The organism is Thauera sp. DNT-1 (genome assembly GCF_055393985.1).
Window position 1 is genome coordinate 2507440 of record NZ_AP043752.1, and the last position, 17666, is coordinate 2525105.

The 17666-nt window shown below is 69.4% G+C and carries 17 protein-coding genes; 8 read left to right on the plus strand and 9 right to left on the minus strand.

The features are described from left to right. Positions 1–77: 77 nt before the first annotated feature. A complete protein-coding gene (locus tag ACZ5PP_RS11590; protein WP_012586286.1) occupies positions 78–779 on the plus strand; it encodes a Crp/Fnr family transcriptional regulator in 702 nt (233 codons plus the stop codon). Between the two features lie 53 nt (positions 780–832). On the opposite strand, the gene ACZ5PP_RS11595 is transcribed toward ACZ5PP_RS11590, so the two are convergent. The 7 genes from ACZ5PP_RS11595 to ACZ5PP_RS11625 all read right to left on the minus strand — a co-directional run bounded on the left by ACZ5PP_RS11595 (position 833) and on the right by ACZ5PP_RS11625 (position 8279). Further along, entirely contained in the window at positions 833–2281 is a 1449-nt protein-coding gene (locus ACZ5PP_RS11595; protein WP_012586287.1) for an exonuclease domain-containing protein, read from the minus strand. 112 nt (positions 2282–2393) lie between these two features. Continuing rightward, the gene (locus ACZ5PP_RS11600) at positions 2394–2582 is read right to left on the minus strand and encodes a DUF3460 family protein (protein ID WP_004301132.1); all 189 of its coding nucleotides are present in this window, start codon (positions 2580–2582) and stop codon (positions 2394–2396) included. A gap of 87 nt (positions 2583–2669) precedes the next feature. After that, positions 2670–4877, minus strand: a complete 2208-nt coding sequence (locus ACZ5PP_RS11605; protein WP_004301131.1) for a RelA/SpoT family protein — start codon at positions 4875–4877, stop codon at positions 2670–2672. Positions 4878–4894: 17 nt separating this feature from the next. After that, complete coding sequence (rpoZ, locus tag ACZ5PP_RS11610) at positions 4895–5110, minus strand: DNA-directed RNA polymerase subunit omega (protein ID WP_004301130.1); 216 nt, start codon at positions 5108–5110, stop codon at positions 4895–4897. A gap of 2 nt (positions 5111–5112) precedes the next feature. Further along, entirely contained in the window at positions 5113–5727 is a 615-nt protein-coding gene (gene gmk / locus ACZ5PP_RS11615) for a guanylate kinase (RefSeq protein ID WP_004301129.1), read from the minus strand. A 132-nt stretch (positions 5728–5859) separates the two neighbouring features. Then, the gene (locus tag ACZ5PP_RS11620) at positions 5860–7188 is read right to left on the minus strand and encodes an ethylbenzene dehydrogenase-related protein (RefSeq protein ID WP_138861736.1); all 1329 of its coding nucleotides are present in this window, start codon (positions 7186–7188) and stop codon (positions 5860–5862) included. A gap of 224 nt (positions 7189–7412) precedes the next feature. Next, positions 7413–8279 (minus strand): YicC/YloC family endoribonuclease, encoded by an 867-nt coding sequence (locus ACZ5PP_RS11625; RefSeq protein ID WP_012586290.1) that lies wholly within the window; start codon positions 8277–8279, stop codon positions 7413–7415. 91 nt (positions 8280–8370) lie between these two features. Here ACZ5PP_RS11625 and ACZ5PP_RS11630 point away from each other — a divergent pair, with 91 nt between their 5' ends. The 7 genes from ACZ5PP_RS11630 (at position 8371) to ACZ5PP_RS11660 (ending at position 13653) form a co-directional block, all read left to right on the plus strand. Continuing rightward, positions 8371–9318: a serine/threonine protein kinase gene (locus ACZ5PP_RS11630; RefSeq protein WP_276656702.1), complete on the plus strand. Its 948-nt coding sequence runs from the start codon at positions 8371–8373 to the stop codon at positions 9316–9318. A gap of 9 nt (positions 9319–9327) precedes the next feature. Beyond that, entirely contained in the window at positions 9328–10251 is a 924-nt protein-coding gene (locus ACZ5PP_RS11635; protein ID WP_012586292.1) for a PP2C family protein-serine/threonine phosphatase, read from the plus strand. Positions 10252–10260: 9 nt separating this feature from the next. Then, complete coding sequence (gene rph, locus ACZ5PP_RS11640) at positions 10261–10992, plus strand: ribonuclease PH (protein ID WP_464826053.1); 732 nt, start codon at positions 10261–10263, stop codon at positions 10990–10992. A 36-nt stretch (positions 10993–11028) separates the two neighbouring features. Continuing rightward, the gene (gene rdgB, locus ACZ5PP_RS11645) at positions 11029–11634 is read left to right on the plus strand and encodes an RdgB/HAM1 family non-canonical purine NTP pyrophosphatase (protein WP_464826054.1); all 606 of its coding nucleotides are present in this window, start codon (positions 11029–11031) and stop codon (positions 11632–11634) included. Between the two features lie 34 nt (positions 11635–11668). Next, complete coding sequence (gene hemW / locus ACZ5PP_RS11650; protein ID WP_043744666.1) at positions 11669–12892, plus strand: radical SAM family heme chaperone HemW; 1224 nt, start codon at positions 11669–11671, stop codon at positions 12890–12892. 87 nt (positions 12893–12979) lie between these two features. Beyond that, a complete protein-coding gene (locus ACZ5PP_RS11655) occupies positions 12980–13231 on the plus strand; it encodes a FitA-like ribbon-helix-helix domain-containing protein (RefSeq protein ID WP_231570724.1) in 252 nt (83 codons plus the stop codon). Next, on the plus strand, positions 13228–13653 hold the full coding sequence (locus ACZ5PP_RS11660) for a type II toxin-antitoxin system VapC family toxin (protein ID WP_004301098.1): 426 nt from the start codon (positions 13228–13230) through the stop codon (positions 13651–13653). The genes ACZ5PP_RS11655 and ACZ5PP_RS11660 overlap by 4 nt, the downstream gene beginning before the upstream one ends. Positions 13654–13767: 114 nt before the next feature. Here the strand turns inward: ACZ5PP_RS11660 and ACZ5PP_RS11665 are convergent, their stop codons facing one another. Both ACZ5PP_RS11665 and ACZ5PP_RS11670 read right to left on the minus strand, forming a co-directional pair. Beyond that, positions 13768–14217 carry a DUF2703 domain-containing protein gene (locus ACZ5PP_RS11665; RefSeq protein ID WP_245537140.1) on the minus strand — a complete coding sequence of 150 codons (450 nt, stop codon included), beginning with the start codon at positions 14215–14217 and terminating at the stop codon, positions 13768–13770. Between the two features lie 208 nt (positions 14218–14425). After that, on the minus strand, positions 14426–17650 hold the full coding sequence (locus ACZ5PP_RS11670) for an efflux RND transporter permease subunit (RefSeq protein ID WP_464826055.1): 3225 nt from the start codon (positions 17648–17650) through the stop codon (positions 14426–14428). Between the last annotated feature and the right edge of the window lie 16 nt (positions 17651–17666).

Sequence of the window (17666 nt, forward strand, 5' to 3'; positions counted from 1 at the left end):
CGCGACGCCATGCAGGGTGGAAACCAGCGGCTAGTCTACCGACTGGAAAACCACGCCGACGTCCGCAGGAGATCCGCATGAGCTGCAGGCCCCCCTCCCTCGCCCCCGACGCCAGCGACCTGCTCGCCCGCTTCGCTCCCTTCGACATGCTCGACCCTTGCGCCCGCGAGCGCGTGCTCGCCGCCGCGCGGCCGATCCACGCCGTCCGCGGCGAACTCCTCGTGCAGCAGGAGGACTGTCCGCGCGGTATCTACCTGGTGCTCGACGGAAGAGTCAAATGCTTCGTCCTCTCGCCCTCGGGCGGCGAGAAGATCGTCCGCCTCGCCGAGCCCGGCAGCTTCTTCGGCGAGGAGGCCGCGCTGATCAACCGCCCACACGTGGCCAACGCCCAGGCGATCGGAACGAGCGAGCTGCTGCTGGTGCCGACCGCCGCGCTGCGCACCGCGATGGTGAGCTCGACCGCCTTTTCGGTGTCGATGAGCAACCGGCTCGCGGAAGCCAGCTACGATCTGATGTCGACCATGCAGGTTCAGTTCCAGCTCAGCGGCACGCAGCGCGTCGCCCACTACCTGACCCGGCTCGCGCCGGAAGATGCCGAGCGCTGCGAGATCCGCCTCGACATCGACAAGCAGACCATCGCCGCGCAGCTCAACCTGACCCCGGAAACGCTGTCGCGCATCCTCTCGCAGCTCACCCGCGACGGCATGATCCAGCCGCGCGGCCGCCGCGGCATGGTGCTCAGCAAGCTGTCGCAGCTGCGCGACTGCGCGGCGCACTAGGCCGCGTCCGGCGCATCGTTCGTGGCCGGCACCACCGCGGCAGCCTGCGCCGCTTAACCGCCCCGCTCCCCTTCGCCCGCCTGCGCGGCGAGCACGCGCACCTGCGCGAGATGGGCCGGCACCGCCAGCCAGCGCGCGAGGATGCGCCAGACGTCGGCGTCGAAGGCGCGCGGCGCCGCGGCGAGGGCGAGCGCGCCGGCCTCGTCCTGCGCGCTGCCCAGGTGGCACCAGCGGTCGAACACCTGCAGCCGGTGCGGGCCGTGCGCGCGCACCTCTTCCACCGCCACCGGCCCCGCCCACGGCCAGGGCTTGACGCCCACCCCGGCGAGCGCGCCGGCGAGGCGGGCGTCGTGCTCCTCGGGGGTCTCGCGCCGCGCGCACACGCCCGCGCAGCGCCGTGCGGCGTGCGCGGTGCAGGGGCCGCTGCCGCCCTCGAGGCCGAGCCGGCGCGGGCACAGCCGGTACAACAGCGCCAGCTCGCGCAGCAGGTTGTCCGCCTCGCGGCGGTTGCGGAACACGCCATGGAGGTCGTGCCAGTCCGCCGGGTCGGTGCCGGCGATCGCCACCGTCTCGTAGATCGGCGCGCGCCGCCGCCTGGGCAGCAGGCGCAGCGCGAAGGCGGCCTCGGCGGGCTCCTGCGGACGGTTGTACGGCGGTGCCAGCGCACGCAGCAGGGCGTTCTCGCGCAGCGAGGTGTCGAGCTCGCCGGCGGTCTCGATCCACTCCACCCGCTTCACCCGCGCCGCCAGCTCGGCGTCGCGCCCCTTGCGCGCACCCGCGCCGAAATGCTCGCGCACCCGCGCGCGCAGACTCTGCGCGCGCCCGACGAAGAGTGCCGGGTCGCGCGCGCCCGCAGGCGGTGGCTCGGGCTGGGCGTGGAAAAGATAGAGCCCGGGGGCGTCGGGCAGGGCCTCGAGCATGCCTTCGGGCAAGCCGGGCGGCTGCGTCGGCGCCTTCATCGCGCGTGCGGCTGCGCGCGCCAGCACCTCGGGCGCGAAGCCGGCCTCCAGCCCGCGCACGAACTGCCACAACACCTCGACGTCGCCCATCGCGCGGTGGCGCGCGGCGCAGACGAGGCCGTGGCGCTCGATCAGCGCATCCAGTCCATGGCGGTGGTGTTCGGGGTAGAGGGCGCGCGACAGCTTGACGGTGCACAGCACCGGCGCCTCGAACTCGCGACCGATGCGGGTGAAGGCGTTGCGGATGAAGCCGTAGTCGAAGCGCGCGCTGTGGGCGACGAAGACGCAGCCCTCGAGCAGCGCGGCGACCGTATCGGCCAACACCTCGAAGGCGGGCGCCTCGGCCACCATGGCGTCGGAGATGCCGGTGACCTCCTCGATCAGCGGCGGGATGGGCTGGCCGGGCGCGACCAGACTCTCCCAGCGCGCGACGACCTCGCCGTCCTCGACGCGCAGGATGGCGATCTCGGTGATGCGGTCGCGCACCGGGTGCGCGCCGGTGCTCTCGACATCGATGAAGGCGAGACGACTCGGCAGGCTCATGTCGGCCTGACGCGATGCCGGAGGCGAGCTTGCAACGGAGGGACGAGGCGCCGCGGCCGGAGCGGGCGGCGGCGCGAGCACAGCCGCGTCACCCCCGGCGCGTCATGCCGGATCAGTTGTTGATGTCGTAGTAGTAGGGCTTGACCGGCACGCGGGCGGCGGCGACGCGCTTCTGCTCCTCGACGCTCTGCGGCTTGTCCCACCACAGGGCACGGCCCTCTTTCTGCTCGTCGCGCTGCTCCGGGTGCTTCTCCATCCACTCGCGCATGAACTTGGTGTGATCGGATTCGTACATCGCCATGTCGGGTCCCCCGTGGGTTCACGTGCGGCGCCACAGAGGCGTCGCGGTCGGCGCGCATTCTAGCAGCGTCGGCGGACGGCGGGGTCCTCAGCCGACGCGGCCGTCGGCCTTGACGCGTCCGATGCGCACCACTTCCTGCACCCTGCGCACGCCGCGCATCACGCGCGCCAGGTGCATGCGGTCGTGCACCTGCACGGTGAAGTTGAGCGCGGTGTATTCGCCCTGTCCGCCATCCATGCTGACGCTCTGGATGTTGCTGTCCTCCTCGGCGATCGCACTCGCCACCCGCGCCAGCACGCCGCAGGCGTTGTGGCTGAGCACGCGGATGCCGACGTCGAACAGGCGGTCGTCGACCATGTGCTCCCACTCGACATCCACCCAGCGCCCGCGGTCGCCGCGCAGCTTGGCCACGTTGGGGCAGTCGTGGGTGTGGACTTCGAGGCCCTGGCCCTTGCGCAGGGTGCCGATGATCGGGTCCCCCGGGATGGGATGGCAGCAGCGCGCGAGCTGCACCGCCACACCTTCCGAGCCGCGGATGCTGATCGCCCCCGCCGGCTTGGGCTTGACCACGTCCGGGCGACCGGACTCGAGGTCCTGCGCCTCGGCGAGGCGGCGCGCGACGATGACCGGCAGGCGCTTGCCGAGCCCGAGGTCGGAGAAGACCTCCTTCTTGTGGCGCACGCCGCGGTCGCGCAGGAAGCGGTCCCAGGCGAAGCTGGAGATCTGCCCGAGGGTGAGCCCGTGCGGGCGCAGCGCCTGGTTGAGCAGGCGCTCGCCGAGCGTGACCGACTCGTCCTGCTGCGCGTTCTTCATGAAGTGGCGGATCTGCGCGCGCGCCTTGCCGGTGCGCGCGTAGGACAGCCAGGCCGGGTTGGGGTTGGCGTGGGCCGCGGTGATGATCTCGACCTGGTCGCCATTGCGCAGCTCGCTGCGCAGCGGCATCAGGTCGCCGTTGATGCGGCAGGCAACGCAGCGATTGCCGACGTCGGTATGCACCGCGTAGGCGAAGTCGACCGGGGTCGAGCCCTTGGGCATCGAGAAGATCTTGCCCTTGGGCGAGAACACGTAGACCTCGCCGGGGAAGAGGTCGATCTTGACGTGCTCGAGGAACTCGGTGGCCTCGCCCGAGGCCGACTGCAGCTCGAGCAGGGACTGCAGCCAGGAGTGCGTCTTCTGCTGCAGCTCGGTGAGGGTCTTCTCGTCTTCCTTGTACAGCCAGTGCGAGGCCACGCCGGTCTCGGCGATGTGGTGCATCTCGCGGGTGCGGATCTGCACCTCGACCGGCATGCCGAAGGGACCGATCAGGGTGGTGTGCAGGCTCTGGTAGCCGTTGGCCTTGGGGATGGCCAGATAGTCCTTGAACTTGCCCGGCACCGGCTTGTACATCGAGTGCAACGCACCGAGCGCGAGGTAGCAGCTCGGCACGTCCTTGACGATGACGCGGAAGCCGTAGATGTCGAGCACCTGCGAGAAGGACAGGTGCTTCTCGACCATCTTGCGGTAGATGCCGTAGAGGTGCTTCTCGCGCCCCTGCACCTCGGCGGCGATGCCCCACTGCGGCAGGCGCTCCTCGATGCTGGCGAGGATCTTGCCGACCACCTCGCGGCGGTTGCCGCGCGCCGAGCGGATCGCCTTGGCGAGCACCTCGAAGCGCAGCGGGTACTTGTTGCGGAAGGACAGCTCCTGCAGCTCGCGGAAGAGGTCGTTGAGCCCGAGCCGGTTGGCGATCGGCGCGTAGATCTCGAGCGTCTCGTTGGCGATGCGGCGGCGCTTGGCCGGACGCATGTGGTCCAGCGTGCGCATGTTGTGCAGACGGTCGGCGAGCTTGATGAGGATGACGCGCAGGTCGCTCGCCATCGCCAGCAGCATCTTGCGGAAGTTCTCCGCCTGCGCCTCTTCCTGCGAGCGGAACTCGATCTTGTCGAGCTTGGAGAGGCCGTCGACGAGTTCGGCGGAGACCTTGCCGAAGCGCTCGGCGATCTCCGCCTTTGTGATGTGGGTGTCCTCCATCACGTCGTGGAGGAGCGCGGCGATCAGCGCCTGCGGGTCGAGGTGCCAGTCGGCGACCAGCGAACACACCGCCACCGGGTGGCTGACATAGGGCTCGCCGCTGACGCGGAACTGGCCGGCGTGGGCATCGGCGGAGAAGTGGTAGGCCGCCTCGACGCGGCCCACGTCCTCGGGCCGGAGGTAGGTCTGCAGCTTGGTCTTGAGCTGCTGGAAGTCGAGCGCGAGCACGCTCGACACCGGCGGGCGGAAGACTTCGGGGGCTGGGCCTGCTTCGGCGGCTTTCATGCAACCCCCGGGCGATTTCAGGCCTGGCCGCGGTTGAGCATCTCGAGGCCGACCTTGCCCGCTTCGATCTCGCGCAGCGCGATCACGGTCGGCTTGTCCCGGTCGAGCGGATCGACGTCGATCTGCGGCGTGCCGCCAGCGGTGAGCTGGCGGGCACGATAGGTCGCCGCCAGGGTGAGCTGGAAGCGGTTCGGGATCCTCTTGAGGCAGTCTTCTACGGTGATGCGGGCCATGTTCAATCCTGTTCGAGAAAGGCGAAGTACTCGGGATGCCGCTGGTGCTGCTTGGCGCAGCGCAAACGCGCGGCGCGCACCACGGCGACGAGGTCGTCGAGTGCGGCATCGATTTCGTCGTTGATTATAACGTAGTCGAATTCCGCGACATGGCGCATTTCCCCGCGCGCGCCGAGCAACCTGCGGCTGATGACCTCGTCGCTGTCGGTATTGCGACCGCGCAGGCGGGCCTCGAGTTCATCCATCGAGGGCGGCAGGATGAAGACCCCGACCGCGTCCGGGAAGTGCTTGCGCACCTGCTGCGCGCCCTGCCAGTCGATCTCGAGCAGGGTATCGCGCCCGGCCTCGACCTGCTGCTTGAGCCACACGCGCGAGGTGGCGTAGTAGTTGCCGTGCACCTCGGCCCATTCGAGGAACTCGCCGCGGTCGCGCAAGGCACGGAAGGTGGGCACGTCGACGAAGTTGTACTCGCGCCCGTCCTGCTCGCCGGGGCGCGGCGCGCGCGTGGTGTAGGAGATCGACAGCTGCACGCGCGGGTCGCGCTGCAGCAGCCCGCGCACCAGGGTGGTCTTGCCGGCGCCCGAGGGCGCGGTGACGATGAAAAGGGTTCCGGCCATGGTCGTTGTCTCAGGGCCGGTGCAGCGCACCGGCAGAGGGATGGGAGGCGGCCGACGCAGCAGAACGGCCGCCGAGGGGAGCCGCCGGGCGGGCGGCAGCGTGCTGCAACCGCAAGCGTTGCCGGAAGGCGCTCACTCGAGCGCGACCGAGGAGATGGTGGCTTTCGTGCCGACCCCCAGGGTCAGCGGGAAGGACACATGATGGAAACGCGTTGTGACGTTGTCGTCATGAACGGCAAAGCCCACGTTGACGACGCCGCCCGGCTTCAGGGCCTTGTCGTCGTCGGCATGCCCGGTGTCGAGCTTGCGCGTCCACAGCACCGTCCACTGGCCGTCCGCCCACTCGCCGCGGACGTCGGCATTGTCCGCCGCCGAACCGCTCGCGTCGGCGCGTGAGAGCAGGCGCCCGGGAAGGACGTCGCCCTTCTTCCAGCCCGCGGCCGGATCGTAGGCCACGGCGTTGTCTTCCCGGATCAGCGCGTGCGGCTTCGACGCGTTGCCGACATCCGCGAGCGCAAGCGCCTTCACACCGACTTTCGCCGGGTCGAACATGAACTTCGGCGTCATGGTCTTGCGGTCGACGTTCCAGCCGAACGGGCCCTTGCCGGCGTCGACGAGGCGATAGTCGAGCACGTAGCCATCGTCGGCCATGCCCACCGGATTGCTGCGATGACCGCGCCACTGCATCAGCTCGACGAAGGCGCCCGCCTCCTTGAGGCGGGCGATCTCCTCCGGCGTGCGGGTCTCGTCCCAGCTCGCCGCCTCGTCCGTGCGCGTGGCCGGCAGATACTTGCGCACGTCGCTTTCCTTGTGCGTCTGGCCGATCAGCGGATGGGCCTGGACCTGCTCCTTGGTCGGCTCTCCGGGCATGTCGCGCATCCCGGTGTGGCAGGTCAGCCAGCAGCCCTGGTTGGCGAACATCGGCACCTTGCCGTCGTCGATCATCACCGACAGGCGATCCTCGTAGAGCGGCGGCTGGGCGCCGCTGCGCACTGCTTCCTTCGAGCGCGGCCCGCCGATGAAGGCCCACTTCTCGCCGTCGTACATCATGTAGTCGTGCATCTGCCCGGCCCGCGCCATCTGCGTCTTCCACTGGAAGCGGAGGTACAGATTGGCGTCGTCATGGGCGGCCTGGACCTGGAGCGCGATCGCACCGAGCTTGCCGGCGATCGGGACCGGTTCGTGCCGCCCGCCCTTGACGAGGGTGGCGCCGAGTTCGGCCTCCTCGCCCTCGTGGCAGGACAGACAGGCTTCGCCCTCCCTGACCTTGGCATTGGCACGCTTGTGCTCCGCGCTGCGCAGCCAGCCGTAATCGACCTGCCCGGGATAGAACAGCGTCACCGTCTGCACCGGGATGGCTGCCCAGTCAGCGGGAGCCGCGGCGAAGGCCGGTGTCGCTGCAGCAGCCACACAAGCGGCGAATGCTGCGGCGCCGGAAGCACTCCATGTCGATGTAGTCATCATTTCTCTCCGTCTGATCCGGGGACAAACATGCGCGGAGGCTGCCGGGCGCTGGCGATTGCAGCGCTGCCGTGCCCGCCCGCACAAGGGTCTCCAGGCCAGCCGGAAAAAACCTGAAGCGGCCGGGTGGAGGCCCTCTTGTTACCACGAACGGCACGTGCTCGATAGACCGTAGACCGGCACCCGGCCCTTCCACCTCCCCGCTCCCCGGGGGCGGACATTCCTCACTCGAGGTTCTGCACCTGCTCGCGCATCTGCTCGATCAGCACCTTCATCTCCATCGCGATCGCGGTGATGTCGGTGGCGGGCGACTTGGAGGCCAGGGTGTTGGCCTCGCGGTTGAGCTCCTGCATGAGGAAGTCGAGCCGCTTGCCAGCGGCGCCGGCGCTCTTCAGGATGCGCTCGACCTCGTCGAGGTGGGTGGACAGGCGGGTCAGCTCCTCGTCCACGTCGATGCGCTGGGCGTAGAGCGCGACCTCCTGGCGGACGCGGTCCTCGTCCAGGCTGGCGACGGCGTCGCGCAGCTTGGCGGTCAGGCGCTCCTGGTACTCGAGCACCACCGCCGGCATGCGCGGGGCCGCCTGGGCGACGAGCTCGCGCATGCGTGCGACGCGCTCGCGGATCATGTCGGCGAGCTTGTCGCCCTCGCGCTGGCGGGTGGCGACGAGCTCGTCGAGCGCGGTGTTGGTCAGCTCGACGATCGCCGGCAGCATCTCGTCGAAGCCGAGGCTGTCGTCGGCGAGCATGCCCGGCCAACGCAGCAGCTCGTTGACCGACAGCGGCGCGGCGTCGGGGAAGCGCGCACGCAAGCCGTCCTGCGCAGCGGCGAGCTGGTCGAGCAGCGCGCCGTTGAGCGCCATGCTGCGCGGCGCGGCGTGGCCGGCCTGCAGGTTGAGGCGACATTCGACCTTGCCGCGGCCGAGGCGCGCGGAGATGCGCTCGCGGATCGCGGGCTCCGCGGCGCGCAGGTCGTCGACGATGCGGAAGCCGAGATCGAGATAGCGCGAGTTGACGCTGCGCAGCTCGAGATGAAGGCTGACACTACCCAGGTCTCGCGTCTGAACCGCGAAACCTGTCATGCTCTGGACCATGGGGCGCTCCGGGGACCGCGCCCGATCGGATAAACTGGGCGCCTGGATCAGGAATGAAACCGCGAAAACAGCGATTCTAGCGCTCTCGAAGATGCCGTCTCAAGCCAACTGCGCGCTGCCACCGGGGTTTCAGCTCGACCAGTACCGCATCGAGCGGCAACTGTCGCTGGGCGGCTTCTCGATCGTCTATCTCGCGCGCGACGCGCATGGCATGGCCGTGGCGATCAAGGAATACCTGCCCAACTCGCTCGCCCTGCGCAAGGAAGGCGAGACCGAACCGCAGGTCAGCGAGGAGCATCGCCTCGCCTTCCGCTACGGCATGAAGTGCTTCTTCGAGGAAGGCCGCTCGCTCGCCAAGCTGATGCATCCGAACGTGGTGCGGGTGCTCAACTTCTTCCGCGCCAACGGCACGGTGTACATGGTCATGCAGTTCGAGCGCGGCCGCACCCTGCACGACTACATCCGCAAGCACCGCGGCGAGGTCAAGGAGATGCTGATCCGCGCGGTGTTCGCGCGCATGCTCAATGGCCTGCGCGAGGTGCACGCGCACAAGCTCATGCACCTCGACATCAAGCCGTCCAACATCTACCTGCGCAACGACGGCACCCCGGTGCTGCTCGACTTCGGCGCCGCGCGCCAGACCCTGATGAGCGACCAGCCGGTGCTCAAGCCGATGTACACGCCCGGATACGCCGCGCCGGAACAATACGAGAAGGGCGCCCAGCTCGGTCCGTGGACCGACATCTACAGCGTGGGTGCGAGCCTGCACGCCTGCATCGTCGGCAGCCCGCCGCCGCGCGCGGACGAACGCGCGCGGGAAGACACGCTCCAGCCCCTGGCGAGGACCCAGGCCGGGCGCTACAGCCGGCAGCTGCTCGAGCTCGTCGACTGGTGCCTTCACCTCGACCCGCAGCAGCGCCCGCCCAGCGTGTATGCGCTGCAGAAGGCGCTGATCCATCAAGAAAACGCCCCCGAGCGTCCGGAACACTGGTTCTCGGACTTGGGCAGCCGGCTGCGCTCCTTCATCGGCCGCAGCTGAGGACCCGCCATGCGCTTCACCATCTACCAGGAAAGCCGCCCCGGCAAACGACGCGACAACCAGGACCGCATCGCCCACTGCTACTCGCGCGACGCCCTGCTGATGCTGGTCGCCGACGGCATGGGCGGCCACCTGCACGGCGAGGTGGCGGCGCAGATCGCGGTGCAGTGCATCGCCGAGCGCTTCCAGGCAGAGGCGCGGCCGCTGCTGCCCGACCCCCAGCTGTTCCTCGCGCGCGCGATCGAACGCGCCCACCACGCCATCCTCGACCATGCGCTCGACCGCCAGCTGCCGGAGGCGCCGCGCACCACCCTGGTCGCGTGCGTGATCCAGCGCGGCGCGGCGTACTGGGCGCACGCCGGCGATTCGCGACTCTACCTGCTGCGTCGCGGCCACCTGGTCACGCGCACGCGCGACCATTCGCGCACCCAGCTGATGATCGACCAAGGCGTGATCAAGCCGGAGGAGGCCCACCTCCACCCCGGGCGCAACCGCATCTATTCCTGCCTCGGCGGCAACTACAACCCGCAGGTGGAGTATTCTCCGCGCACCCCGCTGCGCGACGGCGACCTGCTCGCGCTCTGCACGGACGGCGTGTGGGGCCCGATCGACGACGACGGCCTGGTGGTGAACCTCACCGCCGGCGTGCTCAGCCGGGCGGTGCCGCGGCTGATGGACATCGCCGAGCGCAAGGCCGGCGCCAGCGCCGACAACCTGTCGATGGTGGCGATGTGCTGGCACGACGAGAACGCCGTCGGCGCCGCGACCGTCGAATCGATCTCCACCCGCACCATGGAACTGGACGGCTTCGAGTCCCGCCTGGACCTCTCCGGCCCGGGTCCGACGGCCGTCGCCGAACTCGACGAGGACGAGATCGAGCGCGCCATCCGCGAGATCAACGCCGCCATCCACAAATTCGACTCCCGCTCCTAGGACCTCACGATGCGACCCAGCCTGCGCCAGCCCGACCAACTCCGCGCCATCCGCCTCACCCGCGGCTTCACCTGCCATGCCGAAGGCTCGGTGCTGGTCGAATTCGGCGCCACCCGCGTGCTGTGCACCGCCAGTGTCGAGGAGACGGTACCCGGCTTCCTGCGCGGCAAAGGCCAGGGATGGGTGACCGCCGAATATGGCATGCTGCCGCGCGCCACTCACACGCGCAGCGCGCGCGAGGCTGCCAAGGGCAAGCAGAGCGGGCGCACCCAGGAGATCCAGCGCCTGATCGGGCGCAGCCTGCGCGCGGTGGTCGACCTCGGCGCGCTCGGCGAGTGCCAGATCGTCGTCGACTGCGACGTGCTGCAGGCCGACGGCGGCACGCGCACCGCCGCCATCACCGGCGCCTGCGTCGCCGTGCATGACGCGCTGGTCGGCCTGGTCGCCGCGGGCAAGCTCGCCCACAATCCGATGCGCGAGTTCGTCGCCGCGGTGTCGGTCGGCATCCACCAGGGCGTGCCGGTGCTCGACCTCGACTACGCCGAGGACTCCGACAGCGACACCGACATGAACGTGGTGATGACCGAGGGCGGCGGCCTGATCGAGGTCCAGGGCACGGCCGAGGGCACCCCGTTCTCGCGCGCCGAGCTGGACGCCCTGCTCGACCTCGCCGAACTCGGGGGCCGGCAGCTGTTCGAATTGCAGCGTGGCGCGGTGCGCTCGGCCATCTTCACGGCCTGAGCCCGGCCCGCGCCAGGCTTCGCCAGGAGAACAAGCATGAGCAAACGACTCGTCCTCGCCAGCAACAACGCCAAGAAGGCCGCCGAGATGCAGGCCCTGCTCGCCCCGCTCGGCATCGAGGTGCTCCCGCAGTCCGTGTTCGGCGTCGGCGAAGCCGAGGAGCCCCACCCCAGCTTCGTCGAGAACGCCCTCGCCAAGGCCCGCCACGCCTCCGCCGCCACCGGCCTTCCGGCGGTCGCCGACGACTCCGGCCTGTGCGTCGAGGCGCTCGGCGGCGCGCCGGGGGTCATCTCCGCCCGCTTCGCCGGCGAACCCAGATCCGACGCGCGCAACAACGCCCTGCTGCTGGAAAAGCTCGCCCACCTCCCAGAGCCCGCGCAGCGCCGCGCCTATTTCTATTCGGCCGTGGTGCTGGTGCGCCACGCCGACGACCCGCGCCCGCTGATCGCCGACGGCGAATGGCACGGCGAGATCCTCCCCGCCGCGCGCGGCGAAGGCGGCTTCGGCTACGACCCGCTGTTCTGGGTTCCCGAACTGGAGCAGACCGCCGCCGAGCTGGATTCGGCGCTCAAGAACACCCTCAGCCACCGCGGCGCCGCGATGCGCCACCTGCTCGACCGCCTCGCCGAGCACCCTCTTTGAGCTGCAGCGCAGCCGCAACGGAACGGATTCCGCCGTGACCACCCGCCGCATCATCCCGCTGACGCCGGCCACCGGGGCCGCGAGCGCCCGGCCCCTGCCCGAACGCCCGCAGCTCGAGGCCCCGCCGCCGCTCTCCCTGTACGTGCATTTCCCGTGGTGCGTGAAGAAGTGCCCCTACTGCGACTTCAACTCCCACGCCCCGCGCGAGGGCGGCATCCCCGAGCAGGCCTGGCTAGCCGCGGTGCTCGCCGACCTGCAGCACGCCCTGCCCCAGGTCTGGGGCCGGCGGGTGCATAGCGTCTTCATCGGCGGCGGCACGCCCAGCCTGATGTCCGCGACCACGCTCGACGGCCTGCTCACCGGCATCCGCATGCTGCTGCCGCTCGACCCGCTCGCCGAGATCACGCTCGAGGCCAACCCGGGTACGGTCGAGGCCGGACGCTTCCGCGACTACCGCGCCGCCGGCGTCAATCGCCTGTCGCTCGGCATCCAGAGCTTCGACGACGCCATGCTGGCGAAGATCGGCCGCATCCACGGCGGCGAGGAGGCGCGGCGCGCGATCGAGGCCGCGCGCACCCACTTCGAGCGCGTCAACCTCGACCTCATGTATGCCTTGCCCGGCCAGACCCTCGACATGGCGCTCGCCGACCTGGAGACCGCGATCGGCTTCGGCGTGCAGCACCTGTCGTGCTACCACCTCACCCTCGAGCCCAACACGCCCTTCGCCCACGACCCGCCCGCGCTGCCCGACGACGACACCGCCGCCGACATGCAGGAGGCCATCGAGGCCCGCCTCGCCGCCGCCGGCTTCACGCACTACGAGACCTCCGCCTTCGCCCGCCCGCACGAGCAGAGCAGGCACAACCTCAACTACTGGACCTTCGGCGACTACCTCGGCCTCGGCCCGGGCGCGCACGGCAAGCTCTCCAGCCACGAGGGCATCCGCCGCGAGATGCGCCACAAGCACCCGGGGCGTTACCTCGAAGGCGCGGCGCGCGGCGACTTCATCCAGGAGGCGCGCGAGGTGTCGGTGGCCGAGCTGCCCTTCGAGTTCATGATGAACGCGCTGCGGCTCACCGAGGGCGTTCCGGCGAAGCTGTTCGCGGCGCGCACGGGGGTGCCGATCGAGGCCATCACCGACGAACTGGCGCGGGCGCGCGAACGCGGGCTGCTGGACACTGCGGACGGAAAACTGCGGCCGACGCTGCAGGGTCGGCGGTTTCTGAACGAGTTGCTGCAGGGGTTTCTAAAGGACTGAACGAACCCCGCCATGCCGAGCGCACTGGATTGACAGGGCTGCACGCACTGCTGACACTGCATTCATTGCATGCAAACGGAGTCCGACGTGGCCGCACTGACGATTCGTAATGTCGACGATGCCACCAAAGCGGCGCTGCGCATCCGTGCAGCCCAGCATGGGGTGTCGATGGAAGAAGAGGCACGGCGCATCCTGCGCGAGGCCCTCTCGCGCACCAGCACACCCTCGCCACTCGGGCAGCGCTTGCTCGAGCGCTTCGCCGGCGTGGCCGGCGCGGAATTCGAGCTACCGCATCGCCAGCGGCCACGCACGCCACCCGACTGGGATGCAGGGGCATGATCCTGCTCGACACCAATGTCCTCTCCGAGTTCATGCGCCCACAGCCATCGGGTCAAGTCGTTGCCTGGCTCGACCAGCAATCCGCCCACGAGCTGCATACCAGCGCCATCAGCCGTGCCGAGATCGAGCTGGGTCTGGCCCTGATGCCACCCGGCAAGCGGCAGGCCGGGCTGAGCATGGCAGCACAGGCCATGTTCGAGGAGGACTTCGCTGGCCGTTGCCTTCCGTTCGACGAAGTCTCTGCCAGCCACTACGCACGGATCGTCTCTGGCCGCACCCGGCGCGGCCAGCCAATCAGTGTCGAGGATGCCCAGATCGCCGCGATCGCGTTGACGCACGCGATGGCGCTTGCCACCCGCAACACCCTGGATTTTGCCGAGATCGAGGGCTTGGCCGTGATCGACCCCTGGCGAGCGGATTGAGACCGGTGGCCCCGCGGACAGAGGACGAAGAGACGTTGCTGCCACGGGAGACTGATGAGGGCAAAGAGAAACCTGCCGAGCGGGTCGGGTCGCCGCATTTCGGGCGTCCGCTGATCAAGCGCCGGGACGGCAGCCTGGCTGCTGGACACAGCAGCCGGACCCTTCGTCGCCGCCAGCGCCGAGGGATGCGGCCGCGGCCAGCAGTGCAGCCTTCAGGATCAGTTGTTCGGGAATCGCCTCGAAGGTCTCGCTGCCGATCTCCAGCGTCCGGCACTCCGCCCCGCCACAGACCGAGCAGCAGGTGCTCTTGCCGACGCTCGCGTCGAGCCAGTCCTCGATCGAGCGCCCGGCGATCCAGATCCGGTTCGATTCCGAAGGCATGCCCTTGAAGGCGTCGAGCGCGATCTCCCGCGTCTCCAGGACGGGCATGATGCCCAGCGGCCGCAGCACGTCCCGCAGCGTGGGCATGACCTGGACGATGGCATCGTGCGCGCTGCCGCAGCGCTCGCAGGTGTCGCCTTCCGGCGTGACGAGTCGCTGCCAGAGGATTTTCAGGGTCTTCATGTCGATCGGCATCCTTATGAAGCGGGCTCGGGACTGAAACGGCCGGGCGGCGTCGAGCAGTCCGGCGACACCGGGTACTGAAGGATCTTCGCAGGGATTTCCGCCGGGCAAGCATCGCCATGGTCTTCATGATGTTCAGCGGTAACCCGGCGATGGAGCCTTGGAAACAGCCTGCGCCCATGATGCGGTCGCACCACTGACCGCTGCATTACAGATCCGACACCGTGGCCAGCGCCTGCGCGGGTGCGTGCCTGGCGCTGCGGCGCAGCTCCCACTGCTTGACCAGCGCATAGAGCGCCGGGATCACCGCCAGCGTCAGCAAGGTCGAGGACACCATGCCGCCCACCATCGGCGCGGCGATGCGGCTCATCACCTCGGCGCCGGTGCCGGTACTCCACATGATGGGCAACAGGCCGGCCATGATCGCCACCACGGTCATCATCTTCGGCCGCACGCGCTCGACCGCGCCTTCCATGATCGCCGCGTAGAGATCAGCGATGCCGGCCGCGCGGCCCTCGGCCTGCCTGCGCGCGCAGACTGCCTTCCATGCGTGGTCCAGGTAGATCAGCATGATCACGCCGGTCTCCGCCGCCACCCCGGCGAGCGCGATGAATCCGACCGCCACCGCCACGCTCATCTGGTAGCCCAGCCACCACATCAGCCACACCCCGCCCACCAGCGCGAAGGGCACCGACAGCATCACGATCAGGGTCTCGGTGAGCCGGCGGAAGTTGAGGTAGAGCAGCACGAAGATCAGCGCCAGCGTCACCGGCACGACGATCTTCATCTTCTCCTTGGCGCGCTCCATGTTCTCGAACTGGCCGCTCCAGGTGGCGTAATAGCCCTGCGGGAACGCGACTTCCTCGGCCACCGCCTGCTGCGCGCGCTTGACGAAGGCGCCGAGGTCGGCCTCGCGGGTGTCGACATACACGTAGGCCGCGAGCAGCGCGTTCTCGGTGCGGATGCCCGGGGCGCCACGCGTCAGCTTGACCTCGGCCACCTGGCCGAGCGGGATCGGGCCGTTCATCGTCGGCACGAAGACGTCGGACGCGAGCCGCGCCGGGTCGTCGCGCAAGCCGCGCGCATAGCGTACCGACACGCCGTAGCGCTCGAGGCCCTCGACCGTGGTCGTCACCATCTCGCCGCCGAGCGCGGTGGCGATCACGTCCTGCACCATGTCGATGGTGAGCCCGTAACGCGCGAGCTGGTCGCGGCGTGGCACGATGTCCACGTAGTAGCCGCCGGCCACGCGCTCGGCGTAGGCGCTGCTCGCGCCCGGCACCTTACGCACCGCCGCTTCCACCGCCTGCGCCACCTTCTCCAGCGTCTCCAGGTCCTTGCCGAAGACCTTCACCCCCACCGGGGTGCGGATGCCGGTGCTCAACATGTCGATGCGGGCCTTGATCGGCATGGTCCATGAGTTGGCCAGCCCCGGGAACTTGAGCGCAGCGTCCATCTCGGCGATCAGCTTGTCGGTGGTCATCCCCGGCCGCCACTGATCCTGCGGCTTGAGGTTGATCACCGTCTCGAACATCTCGAGCGGTGCCGGGTCGGTCGCGGTGTTGGCGCGGCCGGCCTTGCCGTAGACGGATTCCACCTCGGGGAAGGTCTTGATGATGCGGTTCGTCGTGGCGAGCAGGCGTCCGGCCTCGGTCACCGACATCCCCGGCAGCGCCGCCGGCATGTAGAACAGCGTGCCTTCGTTCAAGGTCGGCATGAACTCGGAGCCGATCTGGCGGGCGGGAACGACGGTCGCGGCCATCGCCAGCACGGCGAGCACGAGCGTGAGCACCTTGAAACGCAGCACGCCCTGGATGATCGGGCGGTACAGCCAGATCAGCAGCCGGTTCACCGGGTTCTTCGCCTCGGGCAGGATGCGCCCGCGCACGAAGAACAGCATCAGCACCGGCACCAGGGTTACCGACAACAGCGCGGCCCCGGCCATGGCGAAGGTCTTGGTGAAGGCGAGCGGCGAGAACAGCCGGCCCTCCTGGCCTTCGAGCGCGAACACCGGCAGGAAGGACACGGTGATGATCAGCAGCGAGAAGAACAGCGCCGGCCCGACCTCCTTGCACGCGAGCACGATCGCCGCCGCGCGCTGCGGCTGGGTGGCGCCCTCGGGCAGGCGTTCGATGTGCTTGTGCGCGTTCTCGATCATCACGATCGCCGCATCCACCATCGCTCCGATCGCGATCGCGATGCCGCCCAGGCTCATGATGTTCGAGCCCAGCCCGAGCGAGCGCATGGCGATGAAGGCGAACAGGATGCCCAGCGGCAGCGTGATGATCGCCACCAGTGCGCTGCGCACATGGAGCAGGAAGATCACGCACACCGCGGCGACGATCAGGCTCTCCTCGAGCAGCGTCCATTTCAGGTTGCCGATCGCGCGCTCGATGAGCTCCGAGCGGTCGTAGACCGGCACGATCTCGGCGCCCGCCGGCAGGCCCGGCGTGATCTCGGCGATCTTGGCCTTGACGTTGGCGATCACGTCGAGCGCGTTCTGGCCGAAGCGCGCCATCACGATGCCGGAGGCCACCTCGCCCTCGCCGTTGAGCTCGGCGATGCCGCGCCGCTCGGCCGGCACCAGCTCGACGCGGGCGACGTCGCCCACCCGCACCGGGGTGCCGCGCTCGGCCTTCAACACGATGCCGGCGATGTCGTCCACGCTGCGCAGGTAGCCCCGGCCGCGCACCATGTACTCCTTCTCGGCGAGCTCCACCACGCGGCCGCCGACGTCGCGGTTGGAGGCGCGGATCGCCTGCGTGACCGCATCGAGCGTGATGCCGTAGCCGGCCAGGCGCAGCGGATCGACCGTGACCTGGTACTCGCGCACGAAGCCACCAAGGCTGGCGACCTCGGACACGCCCTGCGCCTTGGTGAGCTGGTAGCGCACGTACCAGTCCTGCAGGCTGCGCGTGTCGGCCAGGCTCATGTCCTTGCCGAGCACCGCGTACTGGTACACCCAGCCCACGCCGGTCGCGTCCGGCCCGATCTGCGGCGCGACGCCCTGCGGCAGGCGGCCGGCAGCCGAGCTCAGGTACTCGAGCACGCGCGAGCGCGCCCAGTAGATGTCGGTGCCATCCTCGAAGATCACATACACGTAGGACGCGCCGAACATCGAGAAGCCGCGCACCACCTTCGCGCGCGGCACCGCCAGCATGGAGGTAGTGAGCGGATAGGTGACCTGGTCCTCGACCACCTGCGGCGCCTGGCCGGGATAGTCGGTGTAGACGATCACCTGCACGTCGGACAGGTCGGGCAGCGCGTCGAGCGGCGTGTGCTTGACCGCATACACGCCACCACCGATCAGGAACAGCGTGGCCAGCAGCACCAGGAAGACGTTGCGTGCCGACCAGTCGATGACGCGATCGAGCAGGCCGGCCGTTGTCGGGTTGGCGGCCGTGTCGGTGGGCACAGCGCTTGAAGGTTCCATCACGGGGGCGTGCATC

Bases quoted from the DNA above. Each gene is read 5' to 3' on its own strand.
- ACZ5PP_RS11590 (WP_012586286.1), top strand. From the start codon at position 78: ATGAGCTGCAGGCCCCCCTCCCTCGCCCCCGACGCCAGCGACCTGCTC.
- ACZ5PP_RS11595 (WP_012586287.1), bottom strand. From the start codon at position 2,281: ATGAGCCTGCCGAGTCGTCTCGCCTTCATCGATGTCGAGAGCACCGGC.
- ACZ5PP_RS11600 (WP_004301132.1), bottom strand. From the start codon at position 2,582: ATGGCGATGTACGAATCCGATCACACCAAGTTCATGCGCGAGTGGATG.
- ACZ5PP_RS11605 (WP_004301131.1), bottom strand. From the start codon at position 4,877: ATGAAAGCCGCCGAAGCAGGCCCAGCCCCCGAAGTCTTCCGCCCGCCG.
- rpoZ (WP_004301130.1), bottom strand. From the start codon at position 5,110: ATGGCCCGCATCACCGTAGAAGACTGCCTCAAGAGGATCCCGAACCGC.
- gmk (WP_004301129.1), bottom strand. From the start codon at position 5,727: ATGGCCGGAACCCTTTTCATCGTCACCGCGCCCTCGGGCGCCGGCAAG.
- ACZ5PP_RS11620 (WP_138861736.1), bottom strand. From the start codon at position 7,188: ATGACTACATCGACATGGAGTGCTTCCGGCGCCGCAGCATTCGCCGCT.
- ACZ5PP_RS11625 (WP_012586290.1), bottom strand. From the start codon at position 8,279: ATGGTCCAGAGCATGACAGGTTTCGCGGTTCAGACGCGAGACCTGGGT.
- ACZ5PP_RS11630 (WP_276656702.1), top strand. From the start codon at position 8,371: ATGCCGTCTCAAGCCAACTGCGCGCTGCCACCGGGGTTTCAGCTCGAC.
- ACZ5PP_RS11635 (WP_012586292.1), top strand. From the start codon at position 9,328: ATGCGCTTCACCATCTACCAGGAAAGCCGCCCCGGCAAACGACGCGAC.
- rph (WP_464826053.1), top strand. From the start codon at position 10,261: ATGCGACCCAGCCTGCGCCAGCCCGACCAACTCCGCGCCATCCGCCTC.
- rdgB (WP_464826054.1), top strand. From the start codon at position 11,029: ATGAGCAAACGACTCGTCCTCGCCAGCAACAACGCCAAGAAGGCCGCC.
- ACZ5PP_RS11660 (WP_004301098.1), top strand. From the start codon at position 13,228: ATGATCCTGCTCGACACCAATGTCCTCTCCGAGTTCATGCGCCCACAG.
- ACZ5PP_RS11665 (WP_245537140.1), bottom strand. From the start codon at position 14,217: ATGAAGACCCTGAAAATCCTCTGGCAGCGACTCGTCACGCCGGAAGGC.
- ACZ5PP_RS11670 (WP_464826055.1), bottom strand. From the start codon at position 17,650: ATGGAACCTTCAAGCGCTGTGCCCACCGACACGGCCGCCAACCCGACA.